The following is a 21,647-nucleotide window of genomic DNA, read 5'->3' on the forward strand; positions in this document are numbered from 1 at the left end:
TACCCATAGAAGGGGGCAACGATCCGAAATATAAAGATTGAGGGAGGAATGCAAACAAACATCGCGATAACTAATACCATTGAAGGAAGGTACGTTTCGTTCGGCTACTGAAGTAAGTATATTGTCATCAAGCCCACATCGTTCATAAGCGGGGCCTTCGCGCCGTACTTCCGTTCTACTTCGCTGCCAATTTCGACGGCATAACTGCCAAGCGGTGTACAGGGAACACGGACGTATACTGGTCTGAACTCCTGGAACGACTTGAGCGGCGACGATCACCAGCTACTCGCGGACGGAGGCCCGGTTACGAAGGACCACACACGATCGTCACAGTCAGTAAGAGCTGTACTGTCCGGCCAGCGGACTGTCAGAGCGTCGGCGATCGATCCACTGCTTCACGTCGTGAACGAACAGGTCAGGGCTATCCACCGGGAAGAGTCGCAGTGCCGAATTCGCTGGCGAACGGAACATGCTGATCAGTGTCCACATCATTCCCGTGGCGAGTGCGCCAACAGCGGAGAATGTCATCCCGAGCGTGAAGAACGTGAACGCGTACACGAACCCGATTACCATTGAGGGAAGACTGGTTCCCAGTGGGACGTTCGCCGTTGCATTGCGGAGCGTCGGCGCGAGAAACGCGATCGAGAGCCCACTCCCAATCGTAAAGACGAAATCTTGCCACATCATCAAAACTACTTACTCAGTCTCGAGTTAAAAGTATCTCGGTCTGCGTACTGGCCGTGATACGGTATTTCAAGGCTCGAAGCGTGAGTTTCACCGTTCTTCATTCTCGGTATAGACGTGCGACCACACCCAAACTGATTTGGAGACACATACATCCCTGCTACACCGTTACTGAGAAGTACGGCAGGGCGCCACGCCACATCATCAACTGCGCCATACACTGTCGTCCTGCCAACGTACCCCTACTCTACGGTCAGAGCTCTCCATCCGGGAGCGATAGCTCATCTGACCGACTACGTTCTCGTCCGATCAAAAACACCACCTCGGTTACTAAGAGAAACTACCTGATACCCTTGCCGTCCATGGAGGGCGTGAATCGTCCAGCTCGGTGACGCAAATACCAGTTACTGGTAGTCAGACGACGGGCCAGACCGCCGTCCTCGTCGTCACTATCACTGTCGTCCTCTTCTGGCTCTTGCCCAGGCTCCGGCCGTGGCTCTGGCGCCTCGGGTGCAGGTGCGGGTTCCTCGGATTCCCGAAGCGATTCCGCGTCCGGCGAACCGTCGCCTTCGTCGCCAGCAATCCCTGCGTTAGGTCAGGTACGACAGTCTCAACACTGCCGACTGTCACGGCTAACTGAACTTCGACCGGGATCGCCTCTTCGGAATCGACGTCGAACACGAACTGCTCAGTCTCACCCCCGAGGTCACGGTCGTCGTTCGGCACGATAGCGATCCGACACGCCTCGAGAACAGGAACCGAATCGCGGCCGTGCTCGCGGAACATCGCCTCAGGGATCACGGGCTCGTAGATATGCGTCCACTCATCGGTGAACGGGCTCTTCGCACCGTACTTCCGCTCAACATCACCGTCACGTTCGACGTTACCGTCCTCACAAACGAGTAGAGGCTCAGAATGCCGACCGCCACCCCATCTTCGACAACGGGCAGGTACGTGACGCGGTACTCCCGGAACGCGTGCAGTGTCTCGCCGAGTTGCGACTCCGACGCAAGCGACATCAGGCCCGTCGAGGCGGCCCAGCGACTATGATAGTATGGCCGGCTCCCGATCCGTCGAACGGGTCGGTCGGGAGCGAACGGACAGCGATCTATCTCAGTGTCGATGCGTGGACTCGTCTTCCAGCCTCCCACTAGTCTGATAGTGGTCGGCGGCCCACAGTTGTCGCTGGTCACGGGCCGCGGTCAACCGGGCCCGCCGACCCACGAGCGCCGAGAATCCCTCGGTACGACGCGGTGAGTCCACTGACAAGCCCCGCGCCACCGTGCGCGGGGCAGTTGACGCCGGTTTCGAATTATCTCGGTCGTAGCCGCCAGCACCCGAGGACTCATCGGATCGATCCGATCGTCCTCGAGGCCGTCGCCGAACTCGAAACCGACCGGTCAGTCGTCGTCTCTATTCAGCAGCGGACTACCCCGGAGGCACGGGATCAACACCGCCGCTACGAGCACGAGCCACCCGACAAGAAGCAGGTGGAATGGATCGATCATAGCGACCCACCTGTCCCGATCCGATCCGGCCCGTTGCCGTTCTGGAAGTCATTGACGAGTTGGGACACTGTATCGGTTCTTTCTCGACGTCCCAGTTCTTCAGTAAGCGCGGACTACCGTTCGATCTTGGAGCGGTTCGGTGTATTCGATCGAGGGCGTGAAACGCTACTAGCGTTCTCTCGTCGCCTCGTGACGGAACCGAACACGAGTTTCCGGGTAGCAACGCCTCTCGTTCGAGGGGTTTCCAAGCGATCGTTCGACACCGCCACGGTTCCACACTCCAATCGATTCGGTCGCATCAGCGAACAGGTCAATGACATACCGGGACATCCAGTACAGCGCTGTCACCGCCAGGGCGTCCCTATCGCCTCCGCCTGGATGTCGTGGCCCACCCGGAGCGTACAGTCGGTCTCGGGGGTGGCAACGCAGGCGAGGACGTACCCGTCCTCGAGGACGTCGTCTTTCAGCGCGCGAGGCGGCTCCAGGTGACGACACCTCCCTTCGAGAAGCCGGGCGGTGCAGGTCCCACAGGCGCCGTAGAGACAGCCGTAGGGGAGATCGATCCCGGCCGATTCGGCAGCGTCGACAATCGACTCTCCCGGCGGGATCTGGAGGCTGTCCACCGCCCCGTCAGCGTCGCGGAGTTCGACGACGTGGCCGGGGTCGTCACAAGCGGTCATCGCCAGACATCGCTCGTGCAGTCACCGCCGGGCCAGCGAATCTCGTGGGCACGGGCCGGACTGCCCGGCGCGTCGCCGAAGTCGACGAGGAACTCCTCGTCGAGTTCCATCCGCCCTTCATCGGGGTAGACGTCAGCCTTGAGCATTACTGACCCTTCCTCGGCGATCTCCGGGAAAAATTGGTTGTCCCACGACGAGAACAGCGACGTCGTCCAGTAGAGACGGCGGCCGTCGCGTGAAAGCTGGAGCATCTGTGGTGACCCTCGGATGTTGGTCCCCTGAACCTCCTGGCGGTCGCCGAACAGCCCGCCAGCCCAGATCGTATCGACGAGTCGGGGGTTGCCCATGTCGCTTACGTCGTACATCCGAAGGTTGCCGTGGAGCCAGTTCGAGTAGAACAGATACTGGTCATCAAGTGACAGCAGGGTATCGGTGACTAGCGACGGCACCGGCATATCCCAGTCGTCGTGTTCACGGGCTTTCTCCTCGATGACGACGTCCCAGTCCCACGTGCCGTCGTCGGTCTCGTAGAAGTGGATGATGTTCGAGGACAGGCCCGCTCCCACGTATCCCTGTGTCTCCTCGGGATTGTGGCTCATTCGGACCTCGAGGGGAATCCGTCCCTCCTCACCGAACTCGAGGGTCTGTTCGTGACGTTTCTCCGACCAGTCCCAGATGTGGATGCTGTCGCCGTAGTTGCCCGCCTCGACGTCCTCGAGGTCGAAGCCCGGATAGTAGGTGTTCGGGGCAGCCCACTCGGTGGAAACTAACACGTCGTGTCGGGGCTGATACCAGTAGTCGTAATGCATCCCCTCCCACTCGCCGGTATCGTTCTCCCACCGGCCGTCGATCGTGAAGTCCTCCTGATCGAGCTGGAGGAATCCGCCGGGGAGTTCACCGTCGGCGTTGCCGAGCATGCTGATGACGATCTTTCCGTCCGGGACGCAGTGGACGGTATGGGGCGCCGAGAGATCGTACTCGAAGACCTCCTCTGGTTCGATGACTGTCACGATCTCCGGGTCCCGGGGATCTTCGGCATCAATGATGTGAATGCGGGAGGATCGCTGCCCTGGTACCACGAGATACTGCCGGGCGAGCCCCTCCGCGTGACACGACGACGAACAGGCATTCCAGCCGAAGTGATGGAGTTCGTCGCCCTTGTTCGGCATCTCCACTGTATCGATCAACTCGCTGTACGTCTCCGACTCGGGATCGAGATCTACGACGCCGACGAAATCCTTTCCGTCGGTTTCCATGCCGACGCGAAGAGCCATCACGTAGGCCGTTTTCTCCCGTTCGGATTCGGTCCGCATCGCTGCAGGCGTCGGGTACCCGGGGCCGTCGGCGTCCTCGTGGTCGTGATCGTGGGTCGGCTGTTCGTCCTTAGAAGGTGATTGGTCTGTACTCATCCTAGACAAGTGTTATCTCTTTCCAAATACTTATAGTTCGAGGCGGCGGTGCGAAACCCCTACCACGTGGTCAGAACGCTTTGCGTTCTGGTGGGCCGTACGACAGCTCCGCTCTCCTGGACGTCGGCGGATCGCGTCCGCTGTCAACCTGCCGATGTACCCTAGCCAATTCACGCAAGTCACTTCTCAAACTGACTCAACTAGACAGTACTCCCCATCTGACTCCTAGATGAGATTCTTAGCTAAGATAGGTGTCTAAGATTGTTGTCTAAGTGAGATCTCGTTGGCTTGATCTGCCGCACTACAACAGACAACTCGCTTCCGTTAACACAGGCGGACGCGTCGTTCAACTGGAGTTCTCCGAGTACTCGCCCCGATCGAGCGGGCGACTTTCAGTCGGAGGTGGGGAATTCATTAGTCCGTTCTTTGCGAATCAGATCACGGACGAACAGCCGGATCTGACGCTCGAGTTCTTCCCGGCTTTCATCGGGTAAATGCGGGTCTCCCAGCGGTCTCGAATCGCAGCGATCGTCGCGCTGCGAACACCCGATTCGTGAGCGAAACTGACGAGCCACTGGTCTTCTGGAGGGATTTCGGTTTTCCGTGACCCCATCATCGGATTGTCATTCGGCGCAGCAATACTGATTTGGAGAGATACTTGTCCGGTATCTTTATTTTCTCGTCAACCACTGTAGCTAGCGTGGTTTACGAAACTGGCAATCGAACGATCGACGACGCAGTACGACGAGTGCTCGACGGCGAGCGCCTCGATCGGACCGACGGACTCGCGTTACTCGCCCAGCCCGTCGAGACCCTCGCTGCCGGCGCCGATCTCGTTCGTCGTAACTTCTCTGATGGGACAGTCGACGCCTGTAGTATCGTGAACGCGAAGGCGGGAAACTGCGCCGAGGATTGTGGGTTCTGCGCGCAGTCGGCCCACTTCGATACCGGTATCGACTCCTACGGCTTCCTCGAGCCGGAGGCGATACTGGAAGCCGCGAAACGAGCCGAAGCCGATGGTGCGCAACGGTTCGGTATCGTCGTCGCCGAAAAAGGCGTCTCGAAAAAGAAACGTCCCGATGAGTGGGACGACGTCATCCGGGCAGTTCGACTCGTCCGCGACGAGACCAGCGTCGAAATTGACGCCTCCCTGGGGCTGTTGACCCAGGAAGAGGCCGACGAACTCGCGGCCGAGGGCCTCAACCACTACAACCACAACATCGAGACCTCCAGGCGATACTTTCCCGAAATCATTGGGACGCACACGTTCGAGGACCGGCTGAAAACGCTTCGTCGTGCCAAGAACGCAGGTATGGACCTCTGTGCTGGCGTTATCCTTGGAATGGGTGAGTCTCCGACCGACCGAGTCGATGCAGCCGTCGAACTCCAGGAGATCGGCATTTCCTCGCTCCCGGTCAATATCCTCAATCCGATCGAAGGAACGCCACTGGGAGAACGCGATCGGGCAGCCATCTCGAAAACCGAAATCATCGAAACGATCGCTGTCTATCGGTTTCTCCACCCAGAATCGCGAGTGCGGCTGACCGGTGGCCGCGAGGTCAACCTCGCGGAGGACGAACAACACCTGCCGTTCGAGGCAGGTGCTGACGGCATCCTGACTGGTGATTATCTAACGACGGACGGGCAGACGCCCGATGATGATCTCGAGATCATCGAACGCGCCGGATTGGAGCCGAACCGGGCGGTCAACGACTTCGATCCAGCTGCAGTTGCGACCCAGCACAAAACCTCGGATCCGAAGACTGCAGCGGGAACGGCAACGAGCAATGCGACGACAAAAACCGACGATTGAGATGCACGAAATCAAATTCGCGGTTCTTGGCACCGGTGGGATCGGTCGACGGACACTCGAGTATGCGACGGCAAAAGACGGTCTGACGCCTGTGGCCGCGTGTGATCGACACGGCGTTGCAGTCGACCACGGGGGGCTCGACGTGAACGAACTGCTCGCAGCGACTGAAGGCAATATCGCGAGTGATGGGGGCGTCACGGCAGTCAAACAGTCGGGCGAGACGAGCGGCGTCGCAGCCTCGTCGCAGGCCGAGCCGACCGAAACACCGATCGCCGATATCATCGCCGAATCCGACGGTATCGACGCGGTACTCATCGCCTTACCGAACCTCGAGCACGATTTCATCCCGCGCGTCGCCGATCGGTTTGCAGAGGCCGAGTACGACGGCGTCCTCGTCGACGTTCTCAAGCGCTCTCGCGTCATCGATATGCTCGACGATCGCATCGATTCGTTCAACGACGCTGGTATTACGTTCGTCTGTGGCGCAGGCGCAACACCCGGTCTTCTGACCGGTGCAGCCGCACTCGCAGCCCAGTCGTTCGTCGATATCGAGTCGGTCGAGATCTGGTGGGGTGTCGGACTCAAATCCGGCTACGAGGACAACCGTGGCACCGTCCGCGAGGACATTGCCCACCTCGACGGCTACGATACCGAAACCGCTCGAAGCATGTCGGATGCGGAGATCGAACAGGTAATCGACGAGCACGACGGCCGTCTCGAGTTCACCGATATGGAACACGCTGACGACGTTTTGCTCGAGCGAGCAGGGATCTGCGATGCCGAGGACGTGACGGTTGGCGGAATTCTCGACGCGCGATCGGATGAGAAGCCGACGACGACGACGGTTCGCGTGACTGGGACGACCTTCGACGGTGAGCGGGGGACCAACACGTTCCAGCTCGACGATAACACAAGCATGGAGGCCAACGTCAACGGACCGGCACTCGGCTACCTACAGGCAGGCGTTCGTCGGAACCGAAACGGCGAGTACGGCGTCTTTGGGCCGGCGGAGTTGATGCCCGGATTCTGAGATGCAGCGTCACCACTCCCTCGGCTTCGATCTCGAAACGCGTCTCCGGGAGCGAGAACGGTCCGGTCTCCGGCGCGATCTCGTACCCATCGACAGCGTCGACGCTCGCGCTCGCACCGCTGCCGATCCGAAGGGGGAGCCAGCGAACTTCGGGGCGGAGCGGCTGATCTTCGCCTCGAACGATTATCTCGGACTGGCCGGTGATCCGCGGGTCGCCGAGACCGCGGTGCGTGCCGCTCGCGACGTCGGGACTGGTGCGGGGGCCTCGCGGCTCGTCGTCGGCGATACGTCAACACACCGATCGCTCGAGCGGCGTCTCGCCACAGAGAAGAACGCAGAGCGAGCGCTCACGTTCTCGTCGGGGTACGCAGCGAACGTTGGAACGATCACCGCGTTGGCGCCGGATGTGATCTTCTCCGACGCGCTCAACCACGCGAGTATTATCGACGGCGCGCGCCTCTCGGACGCGACCGTAGAGGTCTACGACCATTGTGATGCGGATGCGCTGGCACAGCGGATGGCTGAGCGCTTCTCAGACGGAGTGACAGACGAATCGTGGCTCGTCGTAACTGACTCCGTCTTCTCGATGGACGGTGACGTCGCTCCGATCGAAGCCCTCTGTGACGTAGCCGAAGAGTACGGCGCGTGGGTGATGGTAGACGAAGCCCACGCTACGGGCGTCTACGACGGCGGCATCGTCAACGAACGTGGGCTTGAAAACCGGGTGCAGGTGCAACTCGGAACGCTCTCGAAAGCGCTTGGTGCCCAAGGTGGGTTCGTGGCTGGCGATGAGACCCTCATCGAATACCTACTCAACGCTGCCCGGTCGTTCGTGTTTTCGACTGGTCTCGCGCCGCCGGCTGCAGCCGCTTCGGAACGTGCACTGGCGCTTGCACCCGATCGGCGTGACGCGCTGTGGACTAACGTCGAGCGACTGCGAACGGGGCTCGAAGCGCTCGGGTACGAGGTTCTGGGTGATACTCACATCCTTCCGGTGCTCGTCGGCAACCGCGATGAGGCAGTCGCACTGGCCGATCGAATTACCGAGGCTGGTATCGTCGCACCAGCAATACGGCCACCCACGGTACCGGAGGGGACGAGTCGTATTCGGCTCACGCCGAAAGCGACACACACCGACACCCACATCGAGCAGTGTTTGACCGCCTTCGAAACGGCCATGACGAAGGGGGGCTGCCCATGACGATCGCCATCGTCGGGACGGATACTGGTGTCGGCAAAACGGTCATCACGGCAGGGCTCGTCGCATACCTTCGGGATGAAGGGTACGACGCTCGAGCTATCAAGCCTGTACAGACCGGTTTCCCGGCGGACGACGATGCCGGATACGTCCGGCGGGTCTGTGGTAACGAATCGGCTGCCACGAGACTCCGAACCTTCGAAGAACCCCTTGCTCCGGCCGTCGCAGCACGACGGGCCGAGAGTAGACTCGAGTTCGATTCACTCGTCGATGACGTCCACAAGGCACTCAAAACGACTGGGATCGGAATTATCGAGGGAGCTGGTGGAGTTCGTGTTCCGCTTTCAAATGACCCACCACGCGAGATTATCGACCTCGTTGCTACACTCGAAACTCCGGCACTGATCGTTGCTCGCTCCGGACTTGGTACGTTGAATCACACGGCCTTGACCGTCCAAGCGCTTCGTGCACGTGACGTCCCGATTGCCGGAATCGCCTTGAATAGGTATCAGGGACACTCCGTCGCCGAACGAACAAACCCCGACGAGCTGGAGCGGATGTGTTCCTGTCAGGTTCAGCCGCTTCCGGAATTGTCGTCCGAAGACCCAGAAGCAGTCTGTCGTCTCGGCAGTCGAGTTGCCGAGCTCTGTACACAAACGAGATCGCTGGCACTGTCTCGTTGAGCCAGTTTGAGGGACGACCCCAGGAGCGAACCCGGACAACCTTGTCCCGAAATCCGCTGTCTTCACGCAACCTCGTGGCCGGTACCGTTCCGAAATCCGAATCGATGGTGGATAGCTCACGGTTCTGAGGACGGTACGCACGACCCACTGGTCGAGTTCCTCGATAACCCTCTCTCACCCTCGGCCGGCACTCGTGAGCGGATACTCAACCCGAACTGGCTTCGTCTCGAGAACGCGTCGCTCACCGATTCCCTGTTCCTCGAGATCGGTTAGCGACTCGGAAAGCACCTTTCCCGAGATGCCGTCGATCCGCTCTTTGAGGTTGCCAAACCTTGCGGTCCGGCGTTCAGCAATTGGTGGACGATTGTCGGACGCCACTTCCGTCCGAGGACGGCCGACGCTACGATCAACGGGTTGTCCGTCAGTGCTCACCAGTTCTCGAGACCGCTCTTCTGCTGTCGACATCGCTGGTAATTACCCCCGGATCCGTATGTCGTAACAGGGGTAGCGATACCGACCAAAATGAGATTCTAGAAGGATTTACTGGGCGGTATCATCGTCAGTCCGGGTTCGTCGGGTGTTTCGTCATCCTCACCGTTCACGCCAGAATCGTGCTCGGGGTCGTCGTCCTCGGCATCGTCGACCGGTTCTTCGAGGTCAATTTCATCGTCTTCAATCTCGTCATCCGGATCCTCCCCGACCGCTTCCTCCGGCGGTTCGACGTCGGCGCCGATGAAGAGTTGTTCGATACACTCGTTCTGGTCCGGGTTGAGCCGCTCGTCGAAACCGGCGATGAACGTCGTCCTCTCACTGACTTTTAAGTATAGCAAGAATATAACGGTAGTATACCAAATGAAGCCCTCCGGCTGGGTCGTTAATGCCGCTACACCTCCACATATTCATGTCTACGAGTAGGGATCGAAATCGTACGAAAGAACGTCCTGGGGAGCCCATAGTGGAAGATGACCACACGTCTCTTGGCTCGGTCGTCGACTCTCTACTGAAAGAGCGCGAAAACTGATGACGGATATCGGTAATCGGGTTATCGACAACAACGCCGGACTGTTAGCTGAACATAAAGAAGGGAGTGTCCGTGACGTATTTGAGCACTACCTTACCAAGGCGATCGAGGAAGATCGGGACAATAGCTTCCGACTGGACGTCGGGACTGGATTCCTTTTCTTTTCCGGATTCGAAGCGATCGCTGACAGGTTCGAGGAACTAATTGAGACCGGCTCCGTCAGTCGAATCGAAGATCCGGAGTGGGGAACGGAAGCACCCATTCGGGTAGTCATGGGTCCGGAAACCTCGAACCGAACCAAATCTATCCTGCTCTCTTTGGTCACTGATCAGGTTATCGAGTACGATGACGAAGCTATCGACATCCTTCGACGGTTCGTCGAGAAGGGGGTTGTCGATTTCCGGGTTATTACGGAACGTAACTTCCACCCGAAGTTCTACAGCTTTTATCTTCGCTCCGAGGTTCCGGACGACATCTGGGCTGGATCGGCTAACTTCAGCAAAGGCGGGCTTCAGAGTAATATCGAACTCTCGGTGCAGATGCAGGCGGGAAATCAGGATCGAGAGCTGTTCCGTGAGTGGTTCGACAAGCTTTGGGAACAGGGTGAAGAAGATCTTGACGTACTAGAGGTCATTGAGAACGTCCAACAGAGTGACTACGTCTACCAGCCTCCATCCGTCTTCTTTGCCAAACTCATCCGGTATCTCGACCGTGACTACTTACTGGACAGCAGCGTCTCGACCAGTGGGTCACCGCTACTGGAGTATCAGAATCTAACGTACAACATCGTGATGGAGCGGCTCCAGCGCTTTGGCGGATACATCCTCTCAAACAGTGTCGGTACAGGCAAAACGTATGTCGCCGCACAGACCGCTGCGACCTACCAACGACGGTTTCCCGATAACGAAATTCTGGTCGTTGCCCCCTCTAATGTGACCGAAGAGTGGGAAGACGTATTTGACGAATTCAACGTCGCCTCCGAAACAGAATTCCTGTCGATGGGGATGTTACAGAAACAGCCACTCGAAGAGGCGACTGCAGGCGACCGAGTCTTCGATTATCGGGAGTATACTGATCGATTTAGTTTACTAATAGTTGATGAGGCACACAACTACCGGAACGACAGTAACCGACGTAACAATCTGGAAGATATCATCCGGCAGAACGGCGATTCTGACGTTCTCCTCACAACTGCGACGCCGATCAACATCAGTCCTGAAGACCTGTTCTCTTTAATTGACCTGTTCTACCGAGCGGGGAGAGTCCACCAGTTCGAGACGGCCGGGTTGAAGTCACACTACGAGAACACCCGACAGCGATTGAAGAAATTGAACAAGTATGACGACCTTAGCAGTAGTCTTATTCGAGACATCAAAACGATCGAGAACGAGTTATCTATCAAGATCACATGGCGTATTATTCAGGAGGAGTTCCAAGAGGACCTCCGTGAGCTGGCGGGAGATGACGTCGAGTATGACGATCCCGAAATCACAGAGGAGGAGTACGATTATCCCACCCGGTATCAAAGCGAGGTCTTCGAAGAAATCGTTCCCTTCCTCGATCAGCTCAATTACGAACCCTCGAAGCTGTGGGATGGGCAGGGGTACCAGAATTTCGACAACCTGATCTTCAGGCAGAAGTGGCGGTTGTACAAGCGCCTGGAAAGTAGTCTCAAAGCCTTCCACGACAGCATCGACAATCTCCACAAGCGGTTCATCCTGTACTACGAGGCCATTACGAGAGACACAGCGATTGAGGAAGGCGATGTCTCCTCACACGTCACCAGTATTGACCCACAGGAAGCAGCTACTGCAACTGATTTCGAACGACTGGAAACCGTTGTCACCACCTACCGTTCCCTTGATTCGGACCTTCAGGAGACAGTCCTCACGAACCTTCGGTCTGACATCGACCTTATCGAGCAGATGGGGGACCGAATCGAGTCCTCGTTCGGTACCACCGAAACCGTCCCCTATCCCGGAGACAACAAGGTTGCAAAGCTACAGTCGATCGTTGCGGACAAACTGGGCGAGGAGAAACCGGTCGTCATCTTCTCCCAATACAGTGATACGGTAGAATACCTCTATCAGAGCCTTTCCGACGAGCACACCGGTGTCAGACGTATCCACGGTGGACTCTCTGAAGATAAAGAGGCGTTCGTATCGTCTTTCAACCGGGGCGAGTTTGACGTAATAATCACAACGGACATGTTGGCAGAAGGTGTGAACCTTCCTCGCGCGGACGCCATCGTGAACTTCGACTTGCCGTACAATCCGATCACTCTAATCCAGCGGACCGGTCGGGCGTTGCGCATCACGAATCCGAAACAAGTCGAGGTCCATAACTTTCGCCCAACAGATTCCATCGATCGAGAGCTCGAACTGTATGAAAAGTTAGACGCTCGACTGGACACGATTCTTGACATCGTCGGTCTTGACTTCATTGTCTGGCTAATGGATAAGAAAAAGATCGAACAGTTACACGAGGAAGAGCGGGAGGAGTACCTTGAAAGCCTCGATGAATACAATGAGACGATGGCCTCTTCGAACCCGAGTGACATTGCTCCGGAACAGGCGCCCCCAGAGGAGACACGAACGGATCGGATCCTTCGGCGGGCGATCGATACCTACAACCTCAGTTCCGATGATGTGCTTGCAGTCTCACCGTCGATACGACGCCCGATCTACACCGTTGTGGAATCCTCGGATTACCAAGATCAAGAAACCGAAGCTCACGACGCGACAGTTCGAGACACTCCCCTGTCGAACTTCGCTGTCCTTGGTGAGACGGGCGGTGATCCGTCGATCTGGACACCGTTACACCGCAGTGTAAAGGCCGGATCCGATGCTGCAGGCCTGACGGAAAGTGACAAACAAACGATTGAGAAGATTCGCGAGGAACGCCAGGAACAGTACAACCGGGAGCGGGTTACAGCAGGGCAGTTAGGGCGTGCTGCTTCACAGCTGGTTGATCAGGTAGAGGAGGTAATGGACCTGGTTTCTGACCCGGAGATGAGAGGGACGTTGGATGCCGTTCGTGAGCGACTGGAAGCGGACACATACACAGTACCTCAACGCAATGCTCTGGCGGACAGCCTGTCGTCAATTCAGGAAGAAGTCTACGGCTGGATGGCTAATCCGGATACGGAGATTCGTAACGCACCAGAATGGCAAACAGTTATCCACATGTCCGAGAAAGGGAGGGCCGAGTCCGGAGAAAGCGAACTGAAGGCAGTCATAAAATACCAGAACAATGATTAATGTGACGAACTCCCCGAGTCTACTGGACGCGACACCGGAACGCGGCGATACCGGTGATTACGGATACGATTTTTTAGTCGATGCTGGATATTTCGAAGCGCCGACGTCGGACACGGTAACCTACGATACCGACTGCGAGGTTACGTATCGCTTTAGCATCGAGGGATCCGTGCGGATTGCGTACTTCGAGTTCCCGATGGCGGCTGTGCCACAGGATACCCCGAAGAAGATCACACAGGAGCTGAAGCGGAGAACTCGGCTACAGTATTTTTGGTTTTTCGACCCGGAGACGAACCGGGTTCAGGTATTCCGAGCGTCACGAGGGAACTTCCAGTTTATCTACAACCCCGACCTCCATAAGGGAACCACAGCGGGAAGCAAGCTGGACAAGCTAGAGCAGGTTCCCGAAGACATCAACGTCCTTTTCGACTACAAGGACGTTGTTGACCGCTTCTACCGAGAGCTGTGGGACCACCGATCCGACCTCGCGGGCTCGCTCACGACTAACGGCGACTACACGCTGAGCAAACAGGAGGAACTCCTCTCTGCACAGCGGATTATTGACCGTCTGATTTTCCTCTACTTTCTCGTCGAACGGGGTGTCATCACCCCGGTGAACGATTCCAAGGAGATGGTTCCGGGGAAAACGGATCGTGTATTCAGTACGCTCGTCGATGAACACGATGACTTCTGGGTCTTCCTTCGAACTGTCTTCTTTGACCGACTAAACTCTCACAACACCGATGCTATCAAATTTACCGGATCGTACTGGCTCCATGTCCCGTATCTGAACGGAGGACTCTTCCAGCCCGAGGAGCTTGCTACCACGGACGGCACTACCATCTCAGAGGACGATGAGTTGATCGTCGAGGACTTCGACTGGGACGCTCTCATTAGTGAGCTCAACGAGTACAATTGGCTCTTGGATGGTCTCGAAGGCACGGACGACGACGCAGCTGAGACAGTCGGAAATCTCACTCCGGCCGTCCTCGGATACATCTACGAAAAGTTCGTCATTTCAGTGAGTAAGATCGGCGACGATGTCCGTCTGAGCGATTTGGGCGCGTCCGAGCGAAACGACCTCCTGTCCGAGGGTAACAGTGAGGTCGGCGCGTACTACACCGGTGAGGACATAACCGATTTCAAGGCTCGTCGTGCGTTGTGGGAGGGTGTACTGGAGAAGGTCGATCAGGACCTCGCCGAAGGAACAGCCCCTGTTGAGCTTCGTTCCGACGACCTCTACCGACCCGGAGAAGACCGATCTGCGGAAATCGAGTCGACTCAGAAAGGCGGGTTTGATATCCTCTATGAGAAGTACAGGAGCTCTCCAGAAGTACTGCAGTATTTGGATTCAAAACTAACGGAGTTGAGGGTGTGTGACCCTGCTGTCGGAAGTGGCTCGTTCGCTCTTGCGGTGGCGAACACACTGTTCGAGTGGCGGTCGATGTGCCGACCCGATACGGACGAGTACGTTCTCCGGCGGCAGATCATCGCACAGAACATCTTCGGCGTGGACGTCCTCGAAGGGGCGACAGAAATCTGTAAGCTGCGTCTGTGGCTGTGGCTTATCAGCGCAACTCCAGTAGACACGACCGAGGGGACGGCCGTCGACGAACGTGACGAGATTCCACCCCTGCCGGACATCACCTTCAACATCCGAACCGGAAACAGCCTCCTCGGATTTACCGAAACCGCTGCTGTAGCCGGTCAACAGCACACTCTTGGCTCCACGACGATGGAGGACCGATTACGGAAGTACGGACAAGACGTTCGTAACTACAGGGAATCCGCTGACCCCGAGAGAGAGACGAAGCGAACGCTCGAACGCCGACACGACGAGCTAAAGAAAGACCTGGACGAGTGGTACGCAGGGGCTCAGAGTGACTCAAACAATAACCGCCTCACGATCGCTGACCACGTTGATGATGTTGGAGCCGCGTGGAATAGCCTGAATGCGGCTCCCCAGTCCTCCACGACGCTCAGCATCACCGTTCCGGACGGGATACCCGAAGCGATCGATGAGTACCTGGGGGAGCGGGGATTTACGACGTACAAATACAAGGCACGGTTAGACAGTCCGACACTCGAGAAACGGGGTGTCGAGACGATCTTCCACCGGTTCCGACAGCACTTCTCCGATCCTGAGGAGTGGAGCGTCCTCGTCGAACGTGAGTACGCTGAACAGGACTTTCGACGGGACAAGTTGAACGCGTGTCACTGGCCGCTCGAATTTCCGCTCGTATTCATAGAGAACGGAGGATTCGACGTCGTCATCAGCAATCCTCCCTATGGAGCTTCACTCAGCCCCGAAGAAGAGCCGTTGCTGAAAAACGAGGCTAATTACGAGTGTCAGGGGACGAACGACTCTTGTGAGTGGTTCTACGAACGGGCACTCGACCTCGCTCACGATCACGGTGTCATCTCCTACATCGTCAACAAAAGTATCGCCTTCTACAGTTCGTGGTCCGACATCCGCGAGAAACTACTGGAGGAGACCGAGTTCAAGCATGTTTTCGACGTCGGACTCGGGTTCGTCGGAGTAAACCTCGAAACCATCGCGATAGTCAATACTATGGGGGGTGACGGTCAGTCACGTATTCCTACTGTACACCGGAGCAGGGATCTTCGGAGTACAACTGCGAACCAGCCGGTCCACCTTGGATGGGTTGAGCAGGAATTCATGATGGATTCGAAAACCATCATTTTCCGACCCATAACGGACGAGCAGAGCGATGTCCTGGAAAGCCTGCGTTCCCACGACCGGCGTCTTGGTGACGTAATGTCTACCGAAGACACGACGAGGCAGTTGTACATTCCAGACAGCAAAAAGAAGAGACTCGATGAGGGGGACGATCACTACATCAACAAGAACCCGTGGGTACAGGAGTTCTACGTGGAAGACATTTGGCACAAGGATCTCAGTGACTACCGCGACTCCGTCGACGAATACGCCGTTCCGCGTGTCATGTTAAAGGTGCTCCGTGGAACTCGGCTCCGGGCCTGGATCGACGAAGGTGGAGACGTTGTAGGCACGGAGAAGCTCGTAAACGTCCCACTTGAGGAGAGTACCCCGGAAGAGATCGCGTTCGTATACGCTGCGTTAAACCACCCGTGTGCATCCTACTACCTCCAGAAGGCGATCTTCTCGGAAACCACCGAGAGCGCACGGGTGATGGACGGTCAGTACTCGAAACCGATTCCGATCCCGGAAGCGTCCACAGAAACTGAAATCACCGTCGCCCAGCTCGCGTGGGCGCTGACGTTGGCGAGACAACTGGACCACGACTCTACCCGTGACCTTTCGGAACGAGTGACGACCCTTCAGTCGGGACTCAATGCAATCCTCACTGGTCTTTACCTGAATGCGCAGCCGGAAACGATCACGCACTGGTGTGGTGCTGCCAACAGCGCCGGAACGGAGAGTGAACGCGTCCACGAGGTTTTCAGAGAGTTTTACAGCAAGCGGTTCGCTACGCGGAACGGGAACCCAGAGCAGTGTTGGGACGAGATTGAGGCAGTAGTGGATTCGACCGTAGATATGGTTTCGGAGTGGGAGACGGACCAACTCTTGGGATCACACGAAATGGCGGTAGTCGAGGACGTCCTGTAGAGGGTGGAAAAGGCGGCTACCGAAGCGTCCGGGGATCGCTACTGCTTTCTCGGTTGATTCGCCGGAACCAGTCGCTAAACGCGTCCCAGCTCATACCGCCTTCGGATTCCGGGATCGGGCGGGTTTCGATCGGAGTAGCATCGGAGTCATCGAACGCGGCGTCGAGGTCGATGTCGGTGACCTGCAGTACGTGGGCGCCCTTGCCCTTTGCAATGTAGTAGTACACCTTCTCCTCCGCATCGGTTCCAGGAGGAATTCGAACGTAAGGCTGCGGGAGACAGTTGTCCGGAACACCGTCTTCTGTTTCGGCCTCTTTGACGGAGTAATTCACGAGAAAGAGCACGCCGCCAAGCTCTTGGGTCAACTGCCAGAGTGAGACGAATTTCCGCCCGTTTCGGTGCCAGTAGTTGTTCGGATGGCTCTCGTCGATGGCTAATATCTCGCGCCACTTGTACGGCGGATCAGTAAAGGGACCCCCCAGTTTCAGGAATTCGAACACGACCCATCCCATCTCCGGATGGTTCACCAGTCGTTCCACGTTCACGCCGAAGGTAGGATCATCACCCAGCGCCTCCTTCACGAACAGAACCTCCGTCGCGTCTTCCTTGGCGAGTTTCTTACTAGGCATTCTCTGAACGATGCGGGCAAGCCAACATAATACTAGGCGTTGATATGAGTAGATAGACAATAGGAATTTACTAATTACATTCTTCTTTGTTGATTGGAAGGGCTGATACTCTTGCCACAGCTGTTCACTCTCCCCGACACAGTATGGGAGGTGAGCTCGCCCACGAACTGCCACAAACGAACTCGATGTTCACGGGGATCGCTGGCTTCGCTGCGCTCCAAGACGTCCATTGGACGCTGGACAGAATTCCGGGTGGCTGCAGCCTGGCGAAATCGAGTTTACCCGGAGCAGTTCTCCACTACTAGCTCCGTGAAGTACCACGGGCGCGGTGGCCCGTAGCCTCGTCGTTTGGCCTCTCCCCGAAACGGGAGCGTAACGGCAGCAGACGAACGTAATTCCCGCTGTACTTGCGGAGCAATCGAAACGAGCCGCGACCTGCAAAACGTACTCCGTTCGAGCACTACCACGGACTGAGGGGAGTCAACTGCCTAGTACTGGTCCTGGAAGTGGTTGACCGCGTCGAAGAACTCCTCACGCTTGCGCTCGAGGAACATGAAGTGTGTTCCACCGGCGATCTCGGCGTACTGCTTCCGGTCGTCTTCGGCGCCGACGGCATCGTATAGATTCAGCGCACCCGCTCGGGAAATGGTTTCGTCGCTCGAGGGACGTACGACGAACGTCGGGTCGGTAATCTGTTCGGGGTGGTACTCCCTGTCCTGGACCACCAGCGGATTGATGATCGTCTCCGGCTCGTCCTCGATCGCCTGGTTGCTCTCGACGATCGCTTTCCAGACCGCGTCGAGTACCTCGTCGGCGGTGTACTCGTCGCCGCCGATCCACCGGTCAAGGTCGGCGTCGGTGGGAATTTCACCGGTCCACGCCTCGACGAACTCCTCGCGGGTGTGGGGCAGGTATGCCGGCCCGTCCGGGTCCGTGCCGACTTCGAGCGTGTCGAACGAACCCCCAGCAAGCGTAACCGTCGCGTAGTCCGGTTCGCCGAGCGCGTATACCGCGCGACCACGCCACGTGCCGCCCGAGAGGCCGACGTAGTGGATGCGATCGAAACCGCAGTCCTCACGAAGCCACCGGGTCACCTCGAGGAGATCCAGGGCTTCGCGTTCGAACGACAGCGGCGGCGCGTTCGCCTCCGGCTGGGACCGGAACTCGGCTGGGAGTTCCGTATCGCCGTACCCGCGCATGTCGGGCGCGAACGCTGCCAGTCCCTGGTCGGCCGCGTACCGCAGCCAGCCGAAGTCCTCGGCAACCGGTGGATCGAACATCGGGAGCGCACCGTAGGTCATTCCGTGGACGAAGATGACCGCCTCGTCGGGATCTGCAGCGGTCGTCCGCTCCCAGACTCGAAGCCGGTGGCAGTCGTCCATCGTCAGATCGTGGGCGGTTGGCTTCCACGAAGCTATCTCGCGGTCCTGCCTGCCGGCCCGTCGTTTGTCGTTCGTTCGCTCTGCCTCGTTTCGGTGGTCGTCCGCGCCCGTTGCCGCGCCAGCTGTCCCAAGAACCGCCGTCCCGGCCGTTCCGGCGAGGAACGCTCGTCTAGGGGTCGTTGTCCGGTCACTGTTGTCCGTCATGTCTCGGGAAAATGACTGTTTGAGAATACAATCATAGTACCTGTGTATTTCACGAACTGAGAAACTCCCGAACAGTGGTGAGCAACCCATCCGATCCCGATTCGGAGACCCCATTGGGGTCGACCGTGTCCTTCGTCTGTCGACCGCTTGCTGTACTGGCTGACGCGACGGGCGCTACCCGAATCTGGTTCTCGATTAGTGGGAGATACGCACCTGAAGAGGTGTACCTGTTGAACGATAACAGGGAGGCGTGATCCGTACGGACTGTTCGATTACCTTGTGATTTATCCTCATAGTAATCGCTTTCGAGGTTCTTGCCGCAACAAGACGGCAATACGATATCGAACAGTGCTGTCTGGAACCGTCTTCTCTGTGAAAAATTGCGTTCCCGGCGACGCCGTACATGCACGAAGTTGCTATCGAAAGTTGCGCAGATCCGGATTTCCCGTCCCGATGGCTCCAGTTCGTTGGTCGTAGAACGGTTATCGATCCCAAACCGGAAGCGGCGAAACGTGGCTTTGGGGGAGACACCCGTCGGCGGTTCCGTTCCAACACCTCTCCGAGACTATTTCACTCAAGTTTGCAATCATTATTTGTGTCTGCCCCACCAAGGGTGAGGCATGCCCCACGATCAGGATGTCGAGGGAGATACGTCCGACATTAGCTCCGAGTACGAGTGTCTCCAATGTGGGAAAATCGTTCGGGCCGAAACCAGTCCGGGAGAGTGCGCCGAGTGCGGGGGTGAGTTCCAAAACCGTGCGAAATCGCTCGAGTAGGAGTCCGACATCGAGCGCTCCCTGACGAGCATCCCGGTCCGCTGTTACTCGGAGAGTGTTACGTGAACGTCGCCAGTACCCGAGACGACGACGTCATATCCTGCATACTCGAAGGAGATCGATTGCAGACCGGACTCTCGATCGCAGTCGATCAGTTCGTTCAGCGCTTCCGGATTGATCGCCTCGTGGAGGGGCGGCAACTCGAGTGGATCCGTTCCAGCAGCGTCGGCAACTGCAACAACGACAGCAACAACTGGCGTCATCCCCTGATTCGGTACCGACGGAGCGTTCGTGGTCTGAACGGACGCGTTTGACATAGCACGGACTGCCACATACCTGTATAAACTACTTTCCAAACAGCTTTCCGGTTTCTAACCCTCGTTCGTTCGGCGTTCGTTGACCCGAAACCGTGGGCTTTCGCCTGTAACGCGACGGATGAACGCCACGGTCACCCGTTTCGATCACACCCCATCCGATTCGGTCATCCCCTTTGGCGGGGCGACGGTGAGTGTGTTTCTGACGAGGTTGTCCGTCGCACGACGCAGCCGCTGGGAGACGGAGTTCGTCGAAACCCCCAGCTCCGTCGCAAGCTCCTCGATCTGGGTCTCGCGGGGGACGTCGAAGTAACCCATCTCCTGGGCGACCGTGAGCACCTCCCGCTGGCTTGGAGTGAGGTCGTACCGCCGCTCTTTCGGCCCGATTCCTCGGTGTAGACGCTGGAGCTCGAACATGTAGTCTCGTTTCTGGAAGTGAGCCTGGAACTCCTCGAGGACGGTCTGGTCGACGAACTTCAACTTGAGATACCAGCGACCGTCCTTCGCTTCGGCCTCCTGCATGATCCCGCGCTGGTCGACGATTTCGTCGATCAGCTGCTGGATTTCCTCGCTCCAGTGGACGTTGAAGTACCCGGTTCCGTCGGCGAGGTTGAGCGTTCGGACCGTCTCGATATCGGGATCGTTCTCGAGGACGCTCCCGACGTCCTCGATGTCGTCGCTTGTCACCCACAGGAACGGCATCACCCACTCGCGGCTGTGGGTCGCGAGCCGTTCGATTTCGACGGTCGCGTCGGGCACGGCCTCGAGGGTGTGGTCCAGTGCGAAGGCGTCGGCGGGAATCGTGAACTCGGCAACGACGCTCATACGCGTGTTCTCCGCTCGAGGAACTGAAAACCGTCACCTGCCACTGCAACAGACACGCGACGGCCCGAGCGACACACGACTGTCGGTGCTGGCGGTGTGGTGGCTCAGTCCGCTCGTCTGTACGCTTGCATCTTCTGTAGCGCCGATTCGGCTTCGGATCGATTCTGCTCGAGCCGACTCACCACCGACTCGGGGTGATCGAGCGTCTCGGCCAGCAGGATCAGTCGATCGAGCAGCGTGATTTCGATCCGTTCGTTGATCGTGCCGATCCCGATCGCGTCGAGATCGCGTAGCTCGTCGCTTTCGACCTCACTGACGAACTCGTCTTTCTCCGCGAGCAATCCCTCCATGATCGGACTGCCTCGCTCCTCGAGGGGAAGGTCGGTCAGTTCGAAGATCTCCTCGATTCGTGTGATCTGTGCGACCGTATCCTCCCTGTGGCCGGCGAACAGCTCCTGGATCTCCTCGCTGGCGGCCGCCTCGGAGAGGTCGCCGTTCAGATCGAGGATCTCCAGCTCCGCGTGGTACAGCTTCTGTAGCTCCCGCTCGAACATGTCCGCTTCAGTTCTGATACTCATAGGTTCTCCGTGATCGGTCGTACCGCGCTGCCCTCCATCCCAAT

Annotated in this window: 19 protein-coding genes; 8 read left to right on the forward strand and 11 right to left on the reverse strand. The window is 57.8% G+C overall.

What is annotated here, in order from left to right; all coding sequences use genetic code 11:
- Nucleotides 1–333: 333 nt before the first annotated feature.
- The 5 genes from NATOC_RS19820 to NATOC_RS19835 form a co-directional block, all read right to left on the reverse strand.
- Complete coding sequence (locus NATOC_RS19820) at nucleotides 334–687, reverse strand: hypothetical protein (protein ID WP_015323280.1); 354 nt, start codon at nucleotides 685–687, stop codon at nucleotides 334–336.
- A gap of 411 nt (nucleotides 688–1,098) precedes the next feature.
- A complete protein-coding gene (locus tag NATOC_RS19825; RefSeq protein ID WP_015323281.1) occupies nucleotides 1,099–1,470 on the reverse strand; it encodes a hypothetical protein in 372 nt (123 codons plus the stop codon).
- Nucleotides 1,471–1,481: 11 nt separating this feature from the next.
- A complete protein-coding gene (locus tag NATOC_RS23220) occupies nucleotides 1,482–1,703 on the reverse strand; it encodes a CBS domain-containing protein (protein WP_342664428.1) in 222 nt (73 codons plus the stop codon).
- 833 nt (nucleotides 1,704–2,536) lie between these two features.
- Nucleotides 2,537–2,872 (reverse strand): 2Fe-2S iron-sulfur cluster-binding protein, encoded by a 336-nt coding sequence (locus NATOC_RS19830; protein WP_015323282.1) that lies wholly within the window; start codon nucleotides 2,870–2,872, stop codon nucleotides 2,537–2,539.
- On the reverse strand, nucleotides 2,869–4,281 hold the full coding sequence (locus NATOC_RS19835; RefSeq protein WP_015323283.1) for a selenium-binding protein SBP56-related protein: 1,413 nt from the start codon (nucleotides 4,279–4,281) through the stop codon (nucleotides 2,869–2,871). Before NATOC_RS19835 ends, NATOC_RS19830 begins: the two co-directional genes overlap by 4 nt.
- Nucleotides 4,282–4,981: 700 nt before the next feature.
- Between NATOC_RS19835 and bioB the strand changes: the two genes are divergently transcribed.
- Genes bioB through bioD form a run of 4 tightly spaced genes read left to right on the forward strand, consistent with a single transcriptional unit; the run spans nucleotide 4,982 to nucleotide 9,005 of the window.
- A complete protein-coding gene (bioB, locus tag NATOC_RS19845; RefSeq protein WP_015323285.1) occupies nucleotides 4,982–6,094 on the forward strand; it encodes a biotin synthase BioB in 1,113 nt (370 codons plus the stop codon).
- A 1-nt stretch (nucleotide 6,095) separates the two neighbouring features.
- A complete protein-coding gene (locus tag NATOC_RS19850) occupies nucleotides 6,096–7,124 on the forward strand; it encodes a hypothetical protein (RefSeq protein WP_015323286.1) in 1,029 nt (342 codons plus the stop codon).
- Between the two features lies 1 nt (nucleotide 7,125).
- Nucleotides 7,126–8,325: an aminotransferase class I/II-fold pyridoxal phosphate-dependent enzyme gene (locus tag NATOC_RS19855; RefSeq protein WP_015323287.1), complete on the forward strand. Its 1,200-nt coding sequence runs from the start codon at nucleotides 7,126–7,128 to the stop codon at nucleotides 8,323–8,325.
- Nucleotides 8,322–9,005, forward strand: a complete 684-nt coding sequence (gene bioD / locus NATOC_RS21475) for a dethiobiotin synthase (protein ID WP_015323288.1) — start codon at nucleotides 8,322–8,324, stop codon at nucleotides 9,003–9,005. The genes NATOC_RS19855 and bioD overlap by 4 nt, the downstream gene beginning before the upstream one ends.
- Nucleotides 9,006–9,179: 174 nt before the next feature.
- On the opposite strand, the gene NATOC_RS21480 is transcribed toward bioD, so the two are convergent.
- On the reverse strand, nucleotides 9,180–9,470 hold the full coding sequence (locus NATOC_RS21480) for a winged helix-turn-helix transcriptional regulator (protein WP_245549727.1): 291 nt from the start codon (nucleotides 9,468–9,470) through the stop codon (nucleotides 9,180–9,182).
- A 146-nt stretch (nucleotides 9,471–9,616) separates the two neighbouring features.
- On the opposite strand from NATOC_RS21480, the gene NATOC_RS22095 reads away from it, so the two are divergent.
- The 3 genes from NATOC_RS22095 (at nucleotide 9,617) to NATOC_RS19870 (ending at nucleotide 16,896) form a co-directional block, all read left to right on the forward strand.
- Nucleotides 9,617–9,826: a hypothetical protein gene (locus tag NATOC_RS22095; RefSeq protein ID WP_049888987.1), complete on the forward strand. Its 210-nt coding sequence runs from the start codon at nucleotides 9,617–9,619 to the stop codon at nucleotides 9,824–9,826.
- Between the two features lie 199 nt (nucleotides 9,827–10,025).
- Nucleotides 10,026–13,286 carry a helicase-related protein gene (locus NATOC_RS19865; protein ID WP_015323290.1) on the forward strand — a complete coding sequence of 1,087 codons (3,261 nt, stop codon included), beginning with the start codon at nucleotides 10,026–10,028 and terminating at the stop codon, nucleotides 13,284–13,286.
- Nucleotides 13,279–16,896, forward strand: coding sequence for an Eco57I restriction-modification methylase domain-containing protein (locus NATOC_RS19870; protein WP_015323291.1), 3,618 nt, complete (start codon nucleotides 13,279–13,281; stop codon nucleotides 16,894–16,896). Before NATOC_RS19865 ends, NATOC_RS19870 begins: the two co-directional genes overlap by 8 nt.
- 16 nt (nucleotides 16,897–16,912) lie before the next feature.
- On the opposite strand, the gene NATOC_RS19875 is transcribed toward NATOC_RS19870, so the two are convergent.
- Both NATOC_RS19875 and NATOC_RS19880 read right to left on the reverse strand, forming a co-directional pair.
- The gene (locus NATOC_RS19875; protein WP_015323292.1) at nucleotides 16,913–17,524 is read right to left on the reverse strand and encodes a hypothetical protein; all 612 of its coding nucleotides are present in this window, start codon (nucleotides 17,522–17,524) and stop codon (nucleotides 16,913–16,915) included.
- A gap of 488 nt (nucleotides 17,525–18,012) precedes the next feature.
- Nucleotides 18,013–19,110 carry an alpha/beta hydrolase gene (locus NATOC_RS19880; RefSeq protein WP_015323293.1) on the reverse strand — a complete coding sequence of 366 codons (1,098 nt, stop codon included), beginning with the start codon at nucleotides 19,108–19,110 and terminating at the stop codon, nucleotides 18,013–18,015.
- A 620-nt stretch (nucleotides 19,111–19,730) separates the two neighbouring features.
- Here NATOC_RS19880 and NATOC_RS22100 point away from each other — a divergent pair.
- Nucleotides 19,731–19,886, forward strand: coding sequence for a rubrerythrin-like domain-containing protein (locus tag NATOC_RS22100; protein ID WP_015323294.1), 156 nt, complete (start codon nucleotides 19,731–19,733; stop codon nucleotides 19,884–19,886).
- Between the two features lie 44 nt (nucleotides 19,887–19,930).
- Here the strand turns inward: NATOC_RS22100 and NATOC_RS19885 are convergent, their stop codons facing one another.
- From NATOC_RS19885 to NATOC_RS19895, 3 genes are all read right to left on the reverse strand, one after another.
- The gene (locus NATOC_RS19885; protein ID WP_015323295.1) at nucleotides 19,931–20,203 is read right to left on the reverse strand and encodes a HalOD1 output domain-containing protein; all 273 of its coding nucleotides are present in this window, start codon (nucleotides 20,201–20,203) and stop codon (nucleotides 19,931–19,933) included.
- A 144-nt stretch (nucleotides 20,204–20,347) separates the two neighbouring features.
- Entirely contained in the window at nucleotides 20,348–21,025 is a 678-nt protein-coding gene (locus NATOC_RS19890) for a helix-turn-helix domain-containing protein (RefSeq protein WP_015323296.1), read from the reverse strand.
- Between the two features lie 104 nt (nucleotides 21,026–21,129).
- On the reverse strand, nucleotides 21,130–21,603 hold the full coding sequence (locus NATOC_RS19895; RefSeq protein ID WP_015323297.1) for a DUF892 family protein: 474 nt from the start codon (nucleotides 21,601–21,603) through the stop codon (nucleotides 21,130–21,132).
- Nucleotides 21,604–21,647: the final 44 nt, after the last annotated feature.

It is taken from the genome of Natronococcus occultus SP4 (assembly GCF_000328685.1).
GTDB classification, from domain to species: Archaea; Halobacteriota; Halobacteria; order Halobacteriales; family Natrialbaceae; genus Natronococcus; species Natronococcus occultus.

Bases quoted from the DNA above. Each gene is read 5' to 3' on its own strand.
- NATOC_RS19820 (WP_015323280.1), bottom strand. From the start codon at position 687: ATGATGTGGCAAGATTTCGTCTTTACGATTGGGAGTGGGCTCTCGATC.
- NATOC_RS19825 (WP_015323281.1), bottom strand. From the start codon at position 1,470: ATGTTCCGCGAGCACGGCCGCGATTCGGTTCCTGTTCTCGAGGCGTGT.
- NATOC_RS23220 (WP_342664428.1), bottom strand. From the start codon at position 1,703: ATGTCGCTTGCGTCGGAGTCGCAACTCGGCGAGACACTGCACGCGTTC.
- NATOC_RS19830 (WP_015323282.1), bottom strand. From the start codon at position 2,872: ATGACCGCTTGTGACGACCCCGGCCACGTCGTCGAACTCCGCGACGCT.
- NATOC_RS19835 (WP_015323283.1), bottom strand. From the start codon at position 4,281: ATGAGTACAGACCAATCACCTTCTAAGGACGAACAGCCGACCCACGAT.
- NATOC_RS19850 (WP_015323286.1), top strand. From the start codon at position 6,096: ATGCACGAAATCAAATTCGCGGTTCTTGGCACCGGTGGGATCGGTCGA.
- NATOC_RS19855 (WP_015323287.1), top strand. From the start codon at position 7,126: ATGCAGCGTCACCACTCCCTCGGCTTCGATCTCGAAACGCGTCTCCGG.
- bioD (WP_015323288.1), top strand. From the start codon at position 8,322: ATGACGATCGCCATCGTCGGGACGGATACTGGTGTCGGCAAAACGGTC.
- NATOC_RS21480 (WP_245549727.1), bottom strand. From the start codon at position 9,470: ATGTCGACAGCAGAAGAGCGGTCTCGAGAACTGGTGAGCACTGACGGA.
- NATOC_RS19865 (WP_015323290.1), top strand. From the start codon at position 10,026: ATGACGGATATCGGTAATCGGGTTATCGACAACAACGCCGGACTGTTA.
- NATOC_RS19870 (WP_015323291.1), top strand. From the start codon at position 13,279: ATGATTAATGTGACGAACTCCCCGAGTCTACTGGACGCGACACCGGAA.
- NATOC_RS19875 (WP_015323292.1), bottom strand. From the start codon at position 17,524: ATGCCTAGTAAGAAACTCGCCAAGGAAGACGCGACGGAGGTTCTGTTC.
- NATOC_RS19880 (WP_015323293.1), bottom strand. From the start codon at position 19,110: ATGACGGACAACAGTGACCGGACAACGACCCCTAGACGAGCGTTCCTC.
- NATOC_RS22100 (WP_015323294.1), top strand. From the start codon at position 19,731: ATGCCCCACGATCAGGATGTCGAGGGAGATACGTCCGACATTAGCTCC.
- NATOC_RS19885 (WP_015323295.1), bottom strand. From the start codon at position 20,203: ATGTCAAACGCGTCCGTTCAGACCACGAACGCTCCGTCGGTACCGAAT.
- NATOC_RS19890 (WP_015323296.1), bottom strand. From the start codon at position 21,025: ATGAGCGTCGTTGCCGAGTTCACGATTCCCGCCGACGCCTTCGCACTG.
- NATOC_RS19895 (WP_015323297.1), bottom strand. From the start codon at position 21,603: ATGAGTATCAGAACTGAAGCGGACATGTTCGAGCGGGAGCTACAGAAG.